Origin of the sequence: Cedecea lapagei (assembly GCF_900635955.1) — a bacterium.
In the GTDB taxonomy this organism is placed as follows: Bacteria; Pseudomonadota; Gammaproteobacteria; order Enterobacterales; family Enterobacteriaceae; genus Cedecea; species Cedecea lapagei.
Genome location: NZ_LR134201.1, coordinates 1507788 through 1523789, shown reverse-complemented (window position 1 = coordinate 1523789; position 16002 = coordinate 1507788). Strand labels below are relative to the sequence as shown.

At 53.3% G+C, this 16002-nt stretch carries 10 protein-coding genes; 2 read left to right on the top strand and 8 right to left on the bottom strand.

The features are described 5' to 3' along the window. The 4 genes from wcaA to EL098_RS07340 are packed head-to-tail and all read right to left on the bottom strand — an operon-like array spanning position 1 to position 4620. Positions 1-849, bottom strand: coding sequence for a colanic acid biosynthesis glycosyltransferase WcaA (wcaA, locus tag EL098_RS07355; RefSeq protein ID WP_126355638.1), 849 nt, complete (start codon positions 847-849; stop codon positions 1-3). Between the two features lie 10 nt (positions 850-859). After that, positions 860-3028: a tyrosine-protein kinase Wzc gene (gene wzc, locus EL098_RS07350; protein ID WP_126355637.1), complete on the bottom strand. Its 2169-nt coding sequence runs from the start codon at positions 3026-3028 to the stop codon at positions 860-862. Positions 3029-3030: 2 nt separating this feature from the next. Then, entirely contained in the window at positions 3031-3474 is a 444-nt protein-coding gene (gene wzb, locus EL098_RS07345; RefSeq protein ID WP_126355636.1) for a low molecular weight protein-tyrosine-phosphatase Wzb, read from the bottom strand. A 6-nt stretch (positions 3475-3480) separates the two neighbouring features. After that, positions 3481-4620: a polysaccharide export protein gene (locus EL098_RS07340; protein WP_126355635.1), complete on the bottom strand. Its 1140-nt coding sequence runs from the start codon at positions 4618-4620 to the stop codon at positions 3481-3483. Between the two features lie 728 nt (positions 4621-5348). Between EL098_RS07340 and EL098_RS07335 the strand changes: the two genes are divergently transcribed. Next, positions 5349-6932, top strand: coding sequence for a TerC family protein (locus EL098_RS07335; protein ID WP_126355634.1), 1584 nt, complete (start codon positions 5349-5351; stop codon positions 6930-6932). A 66-nt stretch (positions 6933-6998) separates the two neighbouring features. On the opposite strand, the gene asmA is transcribed toward EL098_RS07335, so the two are convergent. The 3 genes from asmA to udk form a co-directional block, all read right to left on the bottom strand. Further along, positions 6999-8852, bottom strand: coding sequence for an outer membrane assembly protein AsmA (gene asmA, locus EL098_RS07330; protein WP_126355633.1), 1854 nt, complete (start codon positions 8850-8852; stop codon positions 6999-7001). A 46-nt stretch (positions 8853-8898) separates the two neighbouring features. Continuing rightward, positions 8899-9480, bottom strand: coding sequence for a dCTP deaminase (gene dcd / locus EL098_RS07325; protein WP_126355632.1), 582 nt, complete (start codon positions 9478-9480; stop codon positions 8899-8901). Positions 9481-9605: 125 nt separating this feature from the next. Further along, positions 9606-10247 carry a uridine kinase gene (udk, locus tag EL098_RS07320; protein ID WP_008455103.1) on the bottom strand — a complete coding sequence of 214 codons (642 nt, stop codon included), beginning with the start codon at positions 10245-10247 and terminating at the stop codon, positions 9606-9608. 320 nt (positions 10248-10567) lie between these two features. On the opposite strand from udk, the gene EL098_RS07315 reads away from it, so the two are divergent. Beyond that, positions 10568-13900: a diguanylate cyclase gene (locus EL098_RS07315; protein ID WP_126355631.1), complete on the top strand. Its 3333-nt coding sequence runs from the start codon at positions 10568-10570 to the stop codon at positions 13898-13900. A 127-nt stretch (positions 13901-14027) separates the two neighbouring features. On the opposite strand, the gene EL098_RS07310 is transcribed toward EL098_RS07315, so the two are convergent. Next, positions 14028-15917: a nucleoside-diphosphate sugar epimerase/dehydratase gene (locus EL098_RS07310; RefSeq protein ID WP_126355630.1), complete on the bottom strand. Its 1890-nt coding sequence runs from the start codon at positions 15915-15917 to the stop codon at positions 14028-14030. Between the last annotated feature and the right edge of the window lie 85 nt (positions 15918-16002).

The window sequence follows — 16002 nt, the reverse complement described above, 5'->3', positions numbered from 1 at the left end:
TTACCTCCCCCGCAGGCTATCCGCGAGACGCTTACCGTTGCGCACCGTCAGCAGAGCTAACAGCGTGCGCAAAGACATGCGCTTGTTGCGGATCTGGTAGAGCGTATACAGCTGATACTTCTTGCTGCCCCGGTCGAATTTGTCTTTGTGCTTGCGGTAGAAGTGGAAGTAACCGGCAAATTTCTTCGGCGATTGGGTTATCTGCATTTCGCCGTGATTCACGTGCAGAATTTGGGTTGCCTCTTCCACCTTCCACGGCTGGCCGTATTCCACCACCATGCGTAGAAAGATGTCATAGTCCTGCGCCGCTTTCAGCGCGGTGTCAAACAGGCTGCTTTTAAAGCGCTCGGCGTAGGTAAACACCTGATTGCCGATGATATTGCGCTTATAGAACAGCTTCAGCGAATACGGCGACTTTGGGTAAAGCGGCAGGCTGGCAGGCTGCGAGTAAACCTGCCCTTCGCACAGATAGTCGTTAGCGTATAAAAACGCATGGGTCACCAGCTGATGCTGGTGGGAAAGAAACACCGACAGACGGTTCGGCGTCCATTCATCGTCATCGTCAATCCCGGTGATAAACCGACCCTGCGCCAGCTGAATCGCCTGGTTACGTACCGCACAGGCGCCGCTGTTGACGTCGTTGTGAAGGTAGCGCACGCGAGGATCGTTAAGGTCCTCAACAAACTGCTGCAGCTGCTGAAAGTTCGCTGAGCAGTCATCGACGATGATCATTTCCCAGTGGTCATAATCCTGACGCAGCACCGAGTTTATGGCGCGAATAGCCAGCTGCTGGCGGTTCCACGTTGGCATATAAATAGAGATAAGCGGGCGAGTTGCGCTGCTGTTCATGGCCATCACCTTATTTAGCATCCGACTTATATTCGTATTCGTAATACCCGTAATCCTGGTAGCCGGTGGCTCTGCGGAAGATCGAGTTCAGGATCACGCCGCGTACCGCAATCCCATTCTGCTCAAAGCGGCTGAGGCTGGTTTCCACCTCTTTCAGCGTGTTCACCGCATAACGTGCCACCATCAGCGTAGTGCCGGCATGACGGCCAACAATCGCCGCGTCCGTCACGGCAAGAATTGGCGGGGTATCAATCAGCACCAGGTCATAGTTCTCGCTAGCCCACTTCACCAGCTGAGCGAAACGCTCGTGCATCAGCAGCTCTGAAGGATTAGCCGGAACCTGTCCACGCGGAATCAAGTCAAAATTCGGCACGGAGGTTTTCTGTGCGCAGCGCGTCATATCCCCCTGTCCGGAAAGCACATCAGACAGACCGTTTACGTTGGTCGTCCCCAGCAGTTCGTGGGTATACCCTTTGCGCATATCGCAGTCTATTAGCAGCACGCGCTTGTTGGTCTGGCTGATCACCGCCGCAAGGTTGGCACAAACAAAGGTTTTACCGATCGACGGGCTAACGCCAGTGAGCATCAGAACGTTGTTAGGCGCCTGCATCATGGCAAAGTGCAGGCTGGTACGCAGGCTGCGGATCGCCTCGATAGCCAAATCTGTTGGGTTACCCACGGCCAGCAGCTGGCTCTGTTTATGGCGTTTAGCGCCTTTCACATTGCGGACATTGGCGTGATCGCGAGTTTTCTGCCATTCAGACAGCGGAATACTGGCATAAACGTTAAGTCCCGCTTCTTCGAGCACCGCCGGGCTTTCGATACCGCCGTTAAACAGCGAGCGCAGCAGCACGCCAATAATGGAGACGATAAGACCCAGAATGATGCTGCCCAGAACCACCAGCGCGCGCTGCGGCTTCACCATTCCCGGCTGCGTAATCGCCGGGTCAACGATACGCACGTCTCCCACGGTGCTGGCCTCAGTAATTTTCAGCTCCTGCTGCTTATTCAGCAGCTGCATGTAAACCTGCTGGCCGGACTCCACGTCGCGGGTCAGGCGCACAATTTCCTGCTGGGTTTTTGGCATAGCGGCGATGCTGTTGGTCAGACGAGACCTCTGGTCCTCAAGCGTTTTTCGCTGTTCCAGCAGCGTGCGGTAGGACGGGTGAACTTTGGTGTAGAGCTTGGAGATTTCCGCTTCTTTGAAGGTCAGCTGATTCAGCTGGGCGTCAATATTCACCACGGAATCCAGCAGCGATTTGGCCTCAAGGGAGAGATCCACTGAATCCTGACGCTGGCGATAAGCGTTAAGTTTGTTTTCCGCCGAATCCAGGTTGTGGCGAACTTCCGGCAGCTGCTCGGCCAGGAACTTCAGGCTTCTGGAGGCTTCTTCAGATTTACGCTGCACGTTCTGGGCAAGGTAGTTGCGGGTAATGCTATCGAGAATTGCACGAATCTGATCTTTATCTTCGCCGGTATAGGACAGGCTGAGCACGCCGGTATCTTTCCCGTTTTCGGTTACCGTCAGGTTGCCCAAAAGCTGATTGATCATGCCAAGCGTAGAGTACTTCACCACCGTGAAGCTGTCGCCCGGCTGGGCCTGTATCCCGTCTATCTGCAGCGTGACGCCGCCCTGACTCAGCAGCTTGCCCACTTCACCTTTTGCGCTAAAACCACTGTCGCTGGTCAACTGGTACTGTTTGTCGTTCAGGACTTCGACGGTGAAGGTGTCTTTGTTCATCCCGGCCGGTAGGGTAAAGGTGGTGACATTCACCGTGTCGTTCTGGTGTCCCCGCAGCCGATCCCAGCCTGCGCCGAACAGCCAGAAGGTGTTCTTGCTGACCGAAATATCCAGGTTCAGATCGTCAACGGTCTTTCCCAGCACCAGGCGGGACTGGATCAGCTGAATTTCTGCGGCAGAAGCCGGCGGCTTATTGCTTAGCGCGGAGCTGATGTCATTGACCAGGGTATTACCGGCATTCTGTTCGATTTGCACCAGCGCGTCGGCCTTATATACCGGCGTAGCGAACAGCGCATACACCACGGCCAGCGCCGCGAACAGGCCGGTAATCCCGATCAACCACCAGCGAGCTTCCAGCACGGTGCCAAACAGACGGCCAATATCAATCTCGTCATTGCCCTCGGTCGGGGCGCTCGAGCGGCGTACTTTCTCTGTCATTGTTATCCCTGATGAGCGTTAAGTGCGTTAGCCCACTTCTGGGCAGAAAGGTCGAGCATGCTGTAGACCGCCTCAAAGGCGTCGCGGCTTTTGCGGTAGGGGTCCGGGATTTCCCTCCCGGCATCCCAGTGGCCAAACAGCATCACTTTGCCGCGCATCTCAGGCGCCATTTCGCAAAGCGTGGTGATGTGGCGCTTTTCCATCGCCAGGATCAGGTCATGCTCCCGACAGAGGCGGCCGGAAACCTGACGGGCTAAATGCCCCTCCAGAGAGAGGTCGTGTCGTCCGGCGACGTCAACGGCTCCCGCATCTGCGCCCTTCCCTACCAGCGCTCCCAGCCCCGCGGAACTGACGTTAAGCTCCGGGTTATAGCGCTTGAGCAGACGTTCAGCCGTGGGGGAGCGGCAGATGTTTCCCACGCAAACCACAAGTATTTTGTTGAACATAGCGCGTTACCAGGTGTGGATATCTTTGGCGGTATCGGTCATGTAGCGGACGCCGCTGATGGTTGGCAGTAGCTGGTTGATCAGGCGATTCCAGCGGGAAACCGGTGCGGTTGTCACGTACACCACGTCATAAGGCTGCAGCTGGAATTCGGTGCCCATCACCAGCGAAGTCGCATCAGACATATCAAGCTGATAGATATTGGCAATCTTGCCGTTTTGCTGAGTCTGGCCTTTGAGCGGACGGATCACGAAGATGCCGCTGGCGTTCGAAGAGGTAAGATCGATCCCCTCGGCCTGGCCAAGCGCTTCGGTGAGCGTCATGCCGCTGAAGTCCATTTTGAGCGTGGCCTGCTTCTTCACTTCGCCCATGACAAATACCTTCAGGTCGTCATTGCGAGGGACAAACAGGATATCGCCGGGGTAAAGCAGATGATTTTGGCTGAGGTCACCGTTTTGCATCAGCGCCTGCAGGGAAATGCGTTTCTCCTGGCCTTTGTGGGTCAGCACCACGTTGCGCCAGTCTGCCGCATCGGTTAAGCCGCCTGCCGCGTTGATGGCGTCGAGGATAGTCAGCGGAACGTTGGTGATGGGCTGCTGTCCGGACTTGTTGACCTGCCCTGAGATATAGGCCTTTTGCGAGCGGAAGGCAGCGATATTAACGTCCACCTGCGGCTGGGCAATGTACTGCGCCAGGCGGCCGGTAATATCGCTGCGGATCTCTGCAAGCGTTTTGCCGGTCACGCTGACTTTTCCCACATAGGGATAGAACATGGTGCCATCGGGCTGGACCCAGTTGCCGGTGTCGCTGGAGCTGCGATATTGTCCCGCTGGCGTGGTTAATTCCGGATGGTCCCAGACCGTGACGTTTAAAACGTCCCCTGGGCCGACGCGATACTCGTAATTGGCGATCTCTTTATCCAGACCGGCATTCGGCTGGGCGACAACCTGACGCGGGCGCAGCTGCTCGACCAGGCGCGGTGTTAACGGATAGACATTGACCATTCTGTCAAGGTCAAAGTCGGCATCCTGCTGCTTGATGACGTCTTTTCCCGATGTCGACATATTGCTGCCGGGAAATACCGTACAGCCGCTCATCAACGTGACCGACACCAATAAAGGCATCAACTTAAGTTTATATTTTATCATTGAATATTTATCACTATGGCAGAGTAATTATCCTGAGCGAATAAAACAAGCAAGCCGCTGGCCTTGAGAATGAAGTAAAGAATTGAACATATTCAGAGCGTGAGATAACTGGCATTATTCCTAAAATAAATTTATTCCCCGACATTCTGATAGCTCCATGGCTTGCTGTAATCTGGCCGCATCCGGGCACGCTACCGCCCCTGGCTCACAGTCACCAACCTACTGAAAACGGTAAATAATTCTGAATACCTGTCGAATTCAAATACCTTGCAAGATATTGGAATAAGATAATCAGACTTTATGGAAATACTGGGGCGAACTATTAACCAATGTATAAAAAACACATTCACTGCTAATCATCGCTATGGATTGTTGCAGCTTAAAACTCGTCAGGCAAGGAGACAAAAGGTAGCAAACAGACTTTTAAGAATAATATGAACCACACAATAATAACGTTTTAGGATTTTCTTTATATTGACAATAAAGATATTAAGACAATCACCCTGAACATATACAGACATATCTCATAGTGGCTCATCAATAAATAAAATATATAATCGAAAATATCTCAGCAAAAAAAACCGTAATATTCTGCTGGATATTCATTTAATGATGATAATTCTATAAGTCATTACGGATTAATCTCAGGCAGTAATTGCTTTTTGCCTGACAATTATCCATCATTTCAGTGTGGCATTTGCCCGCAAGTTAAAAGGCTATAACCCCGTATGGAATGGATTGCCGACCCCTCAATCTGGGCCGGGTTAGTTACCCTGGTCATTCTCGAACTGGTTCTGGGCATTGATAACCTCGTTTTCATTGCCATCCTCGCTGAAAAATTGCCGCCTAAACTGCGCGACCGCGCCCGCGTCACGGGTTTAATGCTGGCGATGGTCATGCGCCTGCTGCTGCTGGCCTCTATTTCATGGCTGGTGACGCTAACCCGACCGCTCTTTACGCTTCACGAGTTCAGCTTTAGCGCCAGAGATCTGATCATGCTGTTTGGCGGCCTGTTCTTACTGTTTAAGGCAACCATGGAGCTTAATGAGCGGCTGGAAGGTAAGGACAGCGAGCACCACGCGCAGAAGCGGGGAGCGAAATTCTGGCCCGTGGTAGCCCAGATAGTCATTCTCGACGCCGTATTTTCTCTGGACTCGGTTGTTACCGCCGTTGGCATGGTCGACCATCTTGCGGTGATGATGGCCGCAGTCATTATCGCCATCGGGCTGATGGTGCTGGCCAGCAAATCACTGACGAGATTTGTGAACAGCCACCCGACAATCGTGATTTTGTGCCTGAGTTTCCTGCTGATGATTGGTTTTAGCCTGGTGGCCGACGGCTTTGGTTACCAGATCCCGAAAGGCTATCTCTATGCGGCCATTGGCTTCTCGGTAATGATTGAATCGCTGAATCAGCTGGCCATCTTTAACCGCAGGCGCTTTCTTTCGGCCAACCAGTCGCTGCGCGAGCGCACCGCAGAGGCCGTGCTTCGGCTGCTGAACGGCAAAAAAGAGGAGGCAGAGCTGGACGCGCAGACCGCCTCGCTGATTGCGGACAGCGGCATTAACAATGATGTTTTTAACCCTCAGGAGACGCGAATGATCGCGCGGGTTCTGCATCTTAACCAGCGCAGCGTTAGCAGCATCATGACCTCCCGCCATGATGTTGAGCACCTGAATATTGCCGCACCGGAAGCTCAGATTCGGGAACTGCTGGATAAGAACAAACATACGCGCATCGTGGCGACGGATGACGGAGAGGAGATCCTCGGCGTGGTTCACGTTATCGATTTGCTGCAGCAGTCATTGCACGGTGAAGCCCTGGACATCGCGCCGCTGATTCGCCAGCCGCTGGTCTTCCCGGAGGCCCTGCCGCTGCTGCAGGCGCTGGAACAGTTCCGCACCGCGCGCACCCATTTTGCCTTCGTGGTAGATGAATTTGGCTCGGTGGAGGGCATCGTTACGCTGAGCGACGTGATGGAAACCATTGCCGGTAACCTGCCGAACGAAGTGGAAGAGATCGATGCTCGCCACGATATTCAGAAAAATGCGGACGGTAGCTGGACGGCCAACGGCCATATGCCCCTTGATGACCTGGTACAGTACATCGCCCTGCCCCTTGACGAAAAGCGTGAATACCACACCATTGCCGGGCTGCTGATGGAGCATTTACAGCACATTCCTGAGGAAGGAGAGAGCGTTGAAGTGGGGAATTACTTGCTGAAAACGCTGGAGGTGGTCAATCACAGGGTGAACAAGGTGCAGATAATCCCGCGCCAGCAAGAGGATAGCCTGCTGGATTATGAAGTATAAAAAAACCGGCGAATGCCGGTTCAGACGTGGCGAACAAAGAGGGAAAACATGTTTCCCTCTTTATGCTTATAGCTTATCCATCAGCTGTTTAACATTCTTCGCCCTGTCGCTCCCTTTATGCTTATCCAGCCACTCATTGAGCCGACGCTTCGCCTCATCCTGCAGCTGCTTGCGCAGAACCTGATCAACCTGCAGCGAATAATTTAGCTGCTGCCAGGGACCGTAAACGCGCAGCGGCACGGCCGTGGTTTTAAGCGTTTCAATCAGCTTGCTGTTGCTGCCCTGCCAGCCGTCCCGGACCTTAATCGCGAAGTTGGTATCACAGACCTCTTTCACCAGATCCATGGTGCCATTTCCGGTCAGAGACAACACGGGGGATTCACCTGCCATGTTCTCCAGCGTCAGCAGCCCATTATCCAGCGACGCCGACGTTGAAAAATGGTCCAGCTCGGTGGCGTTGTCGACGTTTTGTTTCCCCTCAACGCCTTCATTATTACGGCTTACCGCCTGCTGAATCAGCTGCTGGAAGTTCATGCCCTGCAGCCGGGAGTGGGCCAGCTCAAGCCGGGCCTCCCCCTGCCATCCGTGACGGAAATCCTCCGCATCAAGGCGGCCCCCGCTAAAATCGCCGCTCATAGAGAGCTGACCGGACAGGGCAATGGGGTAATCAAACGCCGTGAGAATATCGCTGATTTCAATATTCTTCACCTGCGGCTGGAATGCCAGTTTTGGCGTCTGCCCGCTGGCATCAACGCCTCCCGGCAGCGACAGGGTGCCCTGCCCCAGCTTGCCGCTAAGCTGGTTAATGCTGAGCTTGCCATCCTGGTTAACCAGCGCAGAGCGCACGTCGCTGAAGCCCAGCCCGCGCCAGCGGACTTCACCCGCCGAGATGTTCACACGCGCATTAAAATCTCGCAGGCTATGGTAGTTTGTTTCCGTGCTGTCCTCGGCAATGACAGGGCCGGGACGGGCTGGCTGCTGGGCCTGCTGCGCCTGTTGGCTAATGGCGCTGTCTGCGCCGGAGGAGTTGGCAACGAGTTTATCCAGATTAAGCAGTTGGGAACGTAACTCTGCGGTCCACAGCGGTTTATCCTGCAGCTTCACGCTGAGGTCGCCCTGCAGATCGCTGTCATTGGCCGTGAGCTGCAGCTGGCTGAGGGAAAGCTGGCTGTCGGCGTTTTTCCACCCTAACTGCAGCGCACCCGCGCCGCTAATGCCGGTGACGGGGAGGTCGGCTCCCTGGAGCTGATACTCAATCTGGCTCAGTTTAGCGTTGACCTGCTGCGGGTAATCGCTGAGGTCAACATCGGCGGTTAAAGAGAGCGCTAAATCACGCTGATCCCGGGTGATACGGCTGCTGGCTTCAATATGCGCCTGGCGCTTATCGTCCTGCTCCATTTGCAGATTAATATTGCGAACGGTGATCTGTTCGTCATTGGTATGCTGGAAGACCAGCACGCTGTCGACCACCCTGAGCTTAGAAACATCAAAAGACCAGCCGCGGCCGGCGTCGGGATCGCTGACGGTGCCTTTCGGCCCCACTGGGGCATTTTGTGAACGCTGCGCCTCGGCCTGCGGCGTCAGCTGGATCACCGCGCCTTTCAGCATCACCTGGCGAACCTGAAGCTGGTGAGAAAGCAGCGGGATCAGCGCAACGTCAAGGCGCATATTTTCCGCACTCACCATCGGCTGGCTGGCGCCCGGCGCGGTCAACGACATCCGGCCGGATAAAATACTCAGCTGCGGCCAGACGTGCCAGCGCAGCGGCCCTTCCAGCTCAAGACTATAGCCGCTGCGGGCTTCGACCTGACGAATCATATAACCACGGAAGTCGTTAGGGTTAACCAACAACACAAGTGAGGTCAGGCCGGCGATTAGCACAACCAGCAGAATCATCAACGTGGTTAAAAGTCGTCTCATAGCCTTCTCCATGCCACTCGCCGCGGGGCGAGCAATGCTGAACGATTTAGTCTTTATCGATACGGCTTGCTACCGCACCCTGCTGATCGCGGTATTTGGCGTCCTGCCGGCGGTTATAAGGGCGTGCAGCAGGCCCGGAAAGCGGCTCAAAACTCAGTGCCCCAATCATCATGCCCGGACGCAGCGCCAGAGGCAGCTTACCTGAATTGTAGAACTCAAGGACGATACAGCCATGCCAGCCCGGATCGATGCGGTGAGCGGTCACGTGCACCATCAAACCCAGGCGGGCCAACGAGGAGCGCCCATCCAGCCAGCCGACCAGATCGTCCGGCAGCGTCACGGACTCCAGCGTTACCGCCAATGCCAGCTCACCGGGATGTAAAAAGAAGGCTTGCCCTTCATCCAGCACAATTTCGTCGCTCATGACGCGTTCGAGCGCTTCGCTGACCTCATCCTTGGGGCCGCTGAGATCGATAAAGGGCGCGGTATGACCGCTAAAAGTGCGGAATTTGTTGCCCAGACGGACATCCACGGTTGCACCGCTAATGCGTTCAACAGGAGGCCGCGGGGTAATCGCTAAACGGCCGTCATCCAGCCAGGCTTCGATATCACGATCGCAAAGACGCATCTCTGATTCTCCTTATCAATCTCAGTTTTACACACACTGCCACAGAGAGCCGACGATAGCCAATGAGCAATGGATGAAGGATTCAACGTAAAAGCGAGCGGCTGACGCACGCTCGCACAGGGGCATTATTCAAAAAACTGACTGATTTTGGCTTTCAGGATATCAATGGCGATGCGGTTTTTCCCACCGCGCGGCACGATAATGTCGGCATACTGCTTGGAAGGTTCAATAAACTGCAGGAACATCGGGCGTACCGTTTTCTGATACTGCGCCATTACGGAATCCATTGAACGACCTCGCTCGTTGACGTCACGCTTCATGCGGCGCATCAGGCAGATGTCGAGCGGAGTATCAACGAAGATCGAGAAGTTCATCTCCTGACGCAGACGCGCATCGGTCAGCAGCAGAATACCTTCCAGAATGATAACTTTCTTCGGCACCAGATGAACCGTCTGGTCGGTGCGGGTATGCTCAACGTAGCTGTATACCGGCAGCTCTATAGCTTTACCTGATTTCAGCGTCTGCAGGTGCTGAAAGAGCAGGTTGTGGTCCATTGCGCTTGGGTGGTCGTAGTTGGTTTTTACACGCTCTTCCATCGACAGATGGCTTTGATCTTTGTAATAACTGTCTTCTGGAATGACACCAATGTGTTCATCGCCGACTTGCTCGCGCAGTTCACGATACAACGTGCTGGCAATGAGGCTTTTCCCTGAAGCCGATGCGCCGGCTATCCCGATGATGACGCATTGATGAGACTGATCGGTCATATTATTTACGGCCTGAATACGAAAAGTGTTGGAAGGACGACGCGGAGGCGTCAAACGCCGCAATTATAGGGATAACCGCCGTTTGATACCAGCCTCTTACCCGCAGCAATCGTGAAATTACGCGAGCGGCGTGTAAAGCAGCCCGTCAGGGTGGAATAATTTAATTACGTGATTAGACTGCGCAATTTCTTACGTTCTATAGGTAAAATCTGAACAACGCACATAGGAATTGTAAATTGTTTGTACTAGCATAAACCGACTCTCTTTATAAATGCAGCCGGCATTGCTCCTGGCGGCAGTGTCTAAGCGGACTTGCGGTAATGATTAAAAAAAACAGACAAACAGAAACCGCACGCCACTCGCTAATACTGCTGTTCGGGCTTGGGTTGCTCTGCTTTATTTTTACCTTCTACTCGATGGAGTTAACCCTGAAAGGCACCGATCTGGTTCCTATCTGGTTTACCACCGCCATTATTACCGCAAGCTTCTTCCGTAACCCCGTGCGGCAGTGGCCATTGATTGCCGCGGCCTGCATGCTGGGCAGCCTCGCGGCTAGCGCCATGCTCTATCCTCTTAGCTGGCTGAGCGTCGCGCTGACCCTGATAAATCTGTTTGAAGCGCTGCTGGGTGCCCTGCTGCTGCGCCGCTTTTTACCGCGGGAAAACCCCCTACAAAACCTGAACAATTGGGCCAGGCTAGCCATTTGCAGCGCCGCTATTCCTCCGCTGGCGGGAGGCTTGCTGGTCACCATGCTGACGGTGCCGCTGGATTCATCGGCGCTCAAAACTTTCTTTATCTGGGCGCTCTCTGAATCTATCGGCGCCCTGGCCCTGATGCCGGCGGGGCTGCTGTTCAAACCTTATTACCTGCTGCGTCACCGCAAAGCTTCACTGCTGTTTGAAACCGTAGCGACGTTTGCCGTCACGCTGGTGCTGAGCTATTTCTCACTGCTTTATCTGCCGTGGCCGTTCACCTTTATCATCGTCATTATGACCTGGAGCGCCATCAGGCTGCCGCGCATGGAAGCCTTTATTATCTTCCTCGCCACGTTGATGATGGTTTCCGCCATGATAGCCATCGGCAAGCTTCCGCTTTCAACCCCTCATCCCCGGGTGCTGGAATATGCGCCGTGGCTGCCGTTCCTGCTGATTCTGCTGCCGGCCAACGTCATCACGATGGTGATGTACTCTTCCCGCAAAGAGCGCAAACACATTATCGAAAGCGAAACCCGGTTTCGCAACGCAATGGAGTACTCCGCGATAGGCATGGCGCTGGTCTCAACCGAAGGCAAATGGCTGCAGGTCAATAAGTCGCTGTGTAAGTTCCTCGGCTACTCCGCCGAGCAGCTGGGCGAGCTCACCTTCCAGCAAATCACCTGGCCTGAGGACTTAAACCTTGACCTCCAGCATCTGAGCAAACTGTCTTCCGGCCAGATCAATAGCTATTCGATGGAGAAGCGCTATTACACCAGCGAGGGTAATGTGGTGTGGGCGATGCTTACGGTGTCCGTTGTGCGCCATACCGACGGGTGTCCGCTCTACTACATTGCCCAGATAGAAGACATTAACGACCTCAAACATACGGAGTGGGTTAACAAGCGGCTGATGGAGCGTATCACGCTTGCCAATGAGGCCGGCGGCATCGGCATCTGGGAGTGGGATCTGACCAACGATGTCATCACCTGGGATAAAAGAATGTTCGAGCTTTACGACATTCCCTCGCACACTAAACCGACCTACCAGCTATGGCTGGACAGTCTGGTGAAAGAAGATCTCCTGCACTCGGAAGCCGTGATCCGCGAGTCGTTAAAAAACCGCCTCCCCTTCAAGCTTGAATTTCGCATCCATGTGAAAGAGGGTATTCGCCATATTCGCTCCCTGGCCAACCGCGTTCTGAATAAAAACGGCGACGTGGAGAGGCTGCTGGGCATTAACATGGACATGACCGAGGTCAAGCAGCTAAACGAAGCGCTTTACCAGGAAAAGGAGCGGCTGCACATCACGCTGGACTCTATCGGTGAGGCCGTCATCTGTACTGATGTCGATATGAACGTCACCTTTATGAACCCGGTTGCCGAGAAACTCAGCGGCTGGGCGCAGGAGATGGCTATCGGTCAGCATATCCTGTCAACGCTGCGCATTACCTTTGGCGATAACGGCCCGGTAATGGAGAATATTCATAGCGGCGATTACTCACGAAGCGCCATTGAGCAGGACGTTGTGCTGCATTGCCGCAACGGCGGCAGCCATGATATTCACTACACCATTACGCCGCTGACAACCCTCGACGGCCAGAGCATTGGCTCGGTACTGGTTATCCAGGATGTCACTGAATCGCGCAAAATGCTTAAACAGCTGAGCTACAGCGCCTCGCATGACAGCCTGACCCACCTGGCAAACCGGGTCAGTTTTGAAAACCACCTTAAACGTCTGCTGCAGGGCGCGATAGAGGAGCGCCAGCATCACGCGCTGGTCTTTATCGACCTGGATCGTTTTAAAGCCGTGAACGACTCGGCGGGCCACGCAGCAGGCGACGCTCTGCTGCGCGAGCTGGCGGCAATGATGCTAAGTATGCTGCGCACCGGCGATTTCCTCGCCCGCCTCGGGGGGGACGAATTTGGTTTACTGCTGCCGGACTGCTCCACCGAAAATGCGCGTTACATTTCTGAACGTATTATTCGCAGTATCAACGACTATCACTTCATGTGGGACGGTCGGCTGCACCGCATCGGTGCCAGCGCCGGCATAACTCATATCGACGGAGACAACGCCATTGCCTCAGAGGTGCTTTCCCAGGCCGACATCGCCTGCTACGCCTCTAAAAACAACGGTCGTGGTCAGGTGACGGTCTATGAACCCCATAACCATTCTATGGAGCAAGGTCGTGATACCCTGTCGCTGGACGAACAATGGCAGGTGATAAAAGACAATCCCATTTTGATGATCGCCATGGCCATCGCTCCCCCGCGAACGCCGGAATCCACCTCTTTTTATCTGCTCACCCTGCGCTTCTGGGGCAGCGAAGGCGACGTAATTAATGAAACGGCCTTCCGCGCGGGGCTGGCCGACCCGGCGCTGCACCACGCGCTGGATCGTCGGGTCTTTAGCGAATTCTTTAATAACTTTGCCGATGAGGTGGCGAAAAAAGGCTTTGGCGTCGCGCTGCCTGTTTCCTGTGCCGGGCTGGTCAGCGATACCTTTGTCGACGAGCTACTGGACCGACTTTCCACCAGCCGAATACCTCCTCGCCTGCTGCACCTGACCATCCAAAGCAGCGATCTGCTGACCGAACCCAAGCGGATATACACCAATCTCAAAAGGCTGCGCAAGGCTGGCTGTCGCATGGTGCTTAGCCATGTGGGCCGCGATCTGGCGCTGTTTAACACCCTCAGCCACCACCTGTTTGATTATGTCATGCTGGATCCAGACCTGATCCTCAACGTTCACTGTAATTTGATGGACGAGATGATGGTAACGATTGTGCACGGGCACGCTCAGCGTATAGCGCTGCAGACCATCGCTGGTCCGGCAGATATGCCGCTGGTGATGGATACCTTATCCGGTATCGGGCTGGATCTTATCTATGGTGAAACCATTGCGCAGCCGCAGCCGCTGGAGCTGCTCCTTAACAACAGCTACTTCGGGATTAACTGAACGGTTATGAGGGGCTGAGGCTATTTTGATACAAAAAAACCTGCTTAATTAACTTAAGCAGGTTTTTGTCAGAACAGTTCGGGAGAAGCCGCCTTGATACTCAGCCTATCTCCATATGTTTTGTGCCTTAGTTGACGGTATTGTTATTCCAGACAATATCGCAAATATCGTCACTTGGATTGAAGCCTGTAGGTGCATTAAGAAGAATTGAACGAATGGTCTGCATGTCGTAGTGGTTACAGGCCTGACTCATCTCAGAGAGGAAAATATTCAGTTCATCCCACGACAGTTTTACTTCATTAGCGGCCATAATTCTTGGATGCTGAGTTGCCATAACATTGTCACCAATCAGCAGCTCTTCGAAAAGCTTTTCACCCGGCCTTAAACCAGTGGTCTTAATCTCAATATCACCTTCCGGATTCAATTCACTGCGCAAAGTAAAGCCACTTAAGGACACCATACGTTGTGCCAGGTCGATAATTTTTACCGGTTCACCCATATCAAGAACGAAAACATCGCCACCCTTGCCCATCGCACCAGCCTGAATAACAAGCTGTGCCGCTTCGGGAATCGTCATAAAGTAGCGAATGATATCCGGATGCGTAAGCGTAATTGGTCCACCCTGAGCGATTTGCTTTTCAAACAGCGGCACCACCGATCCAGAAGAGCCAAGAACATTACCAAATCTCACCATACTAAAGCAGGTGTCAGATTGCTGTGCCGCTAATGCCTGCAAGACAAGCTCAGCCATACGTTTTGTTGCGCCCATGGTATTTGTAGGACGAACGGCCTTATCGGTAGATATCAGCACAAATTTTGGTACACCACAGTTAATTGCGGCTTGCGCACAGGCCAGCGTTCCAAAAACATTATTCCTGACGCCATCGGCAACGTTGTACTCAACCAAAGGGACATGTTTATAGGCAGCTGCGTGATAGATGGTTTCTATACCAAAGCTACCTATCACACGTTCCAGGTGCTCCTGATTCTGTACATTACCGAGTACTGGATAGATCTTGATGTCTGCACCACGGTTTTTTATCAGTTCAGATAGCTCGCGCTCAATAGCGTAAAGTGAGAACTCTGAAATCTCAAACAGCACTAAAGCTTTTGGCCCGTTCAATATAATTTGACGACAAAGTTCTGAACCAATTGATCCCCCGGCGCCAGTCACCATGACGGACTTACCCTGAATATTTCGGGAGATTAATTCAGGTACCGGATCGACCGGATCCCGCCCGAGCAAATCGGTAATTGAGACCTTTTTCAGCATATCAATGCTGGCTTTCCCTTCCACCAGATCAACCATCCCCGGTATAGAAAGCACCTCGCAGGACAGCCCTTCTAATTTTTTCATCACCTCGCTTTTACGAGCGCGACTTAAGCTTGGCATAGCCAGAAGGATTTTTTGCACTTCGTACTTTTCGACCAGCCAGGCCAATTTTTCAGGAGGATAAACCGTCACACCATGCATCACCGTTTTTTGCAGGCGTGGATTATCATCTACAAATGCTACGGGATAATACTCAGAAGCCTGGCTCAAAGCCGGCAGGAGCTGCCGCCCGGATGCCCCGGCACCATAAATAATAACTTTAGTCCCCAGCTTTAACCCATGATTAACCAGCATTCTTAAAGCCAACCGCGAACCGGTTATAAACAGTAAGCCAAAAGAAAAATAGATGAAGGGGATAGTCCGAGGGAGATAAAGGTTAGTATAAAAAGTCGACACAATCAGCAGAACCGAAGACGCAAACATCCCCACTGCCACAGAGACAAAAACCTTGGCCGTTATATAGCGAATTACCGCACGATAGAGACCGAGCTTGACAAAAAAGGCCAACGTAACGGCAATAATAGAGAGAATCAGGATCCAGTGCTGTCCACTCGTCAAAGGTGTCATTGAATCGATACGCACCCAGAAAGCAAACCAGAAAGCACAAAGCAGCAGAATGACATCAATTGCCAGCGCAATAATTCTTTTCACCGGCCTTGGTAAAGCGAGCAGAAACTTAAGCATATTAGCAACCGAACAGAGCACCTGTTCATTAACCCGTTGTTATGAAATAAAGAGAAAAAATCAACCGAGCACCGGTTGAGACACC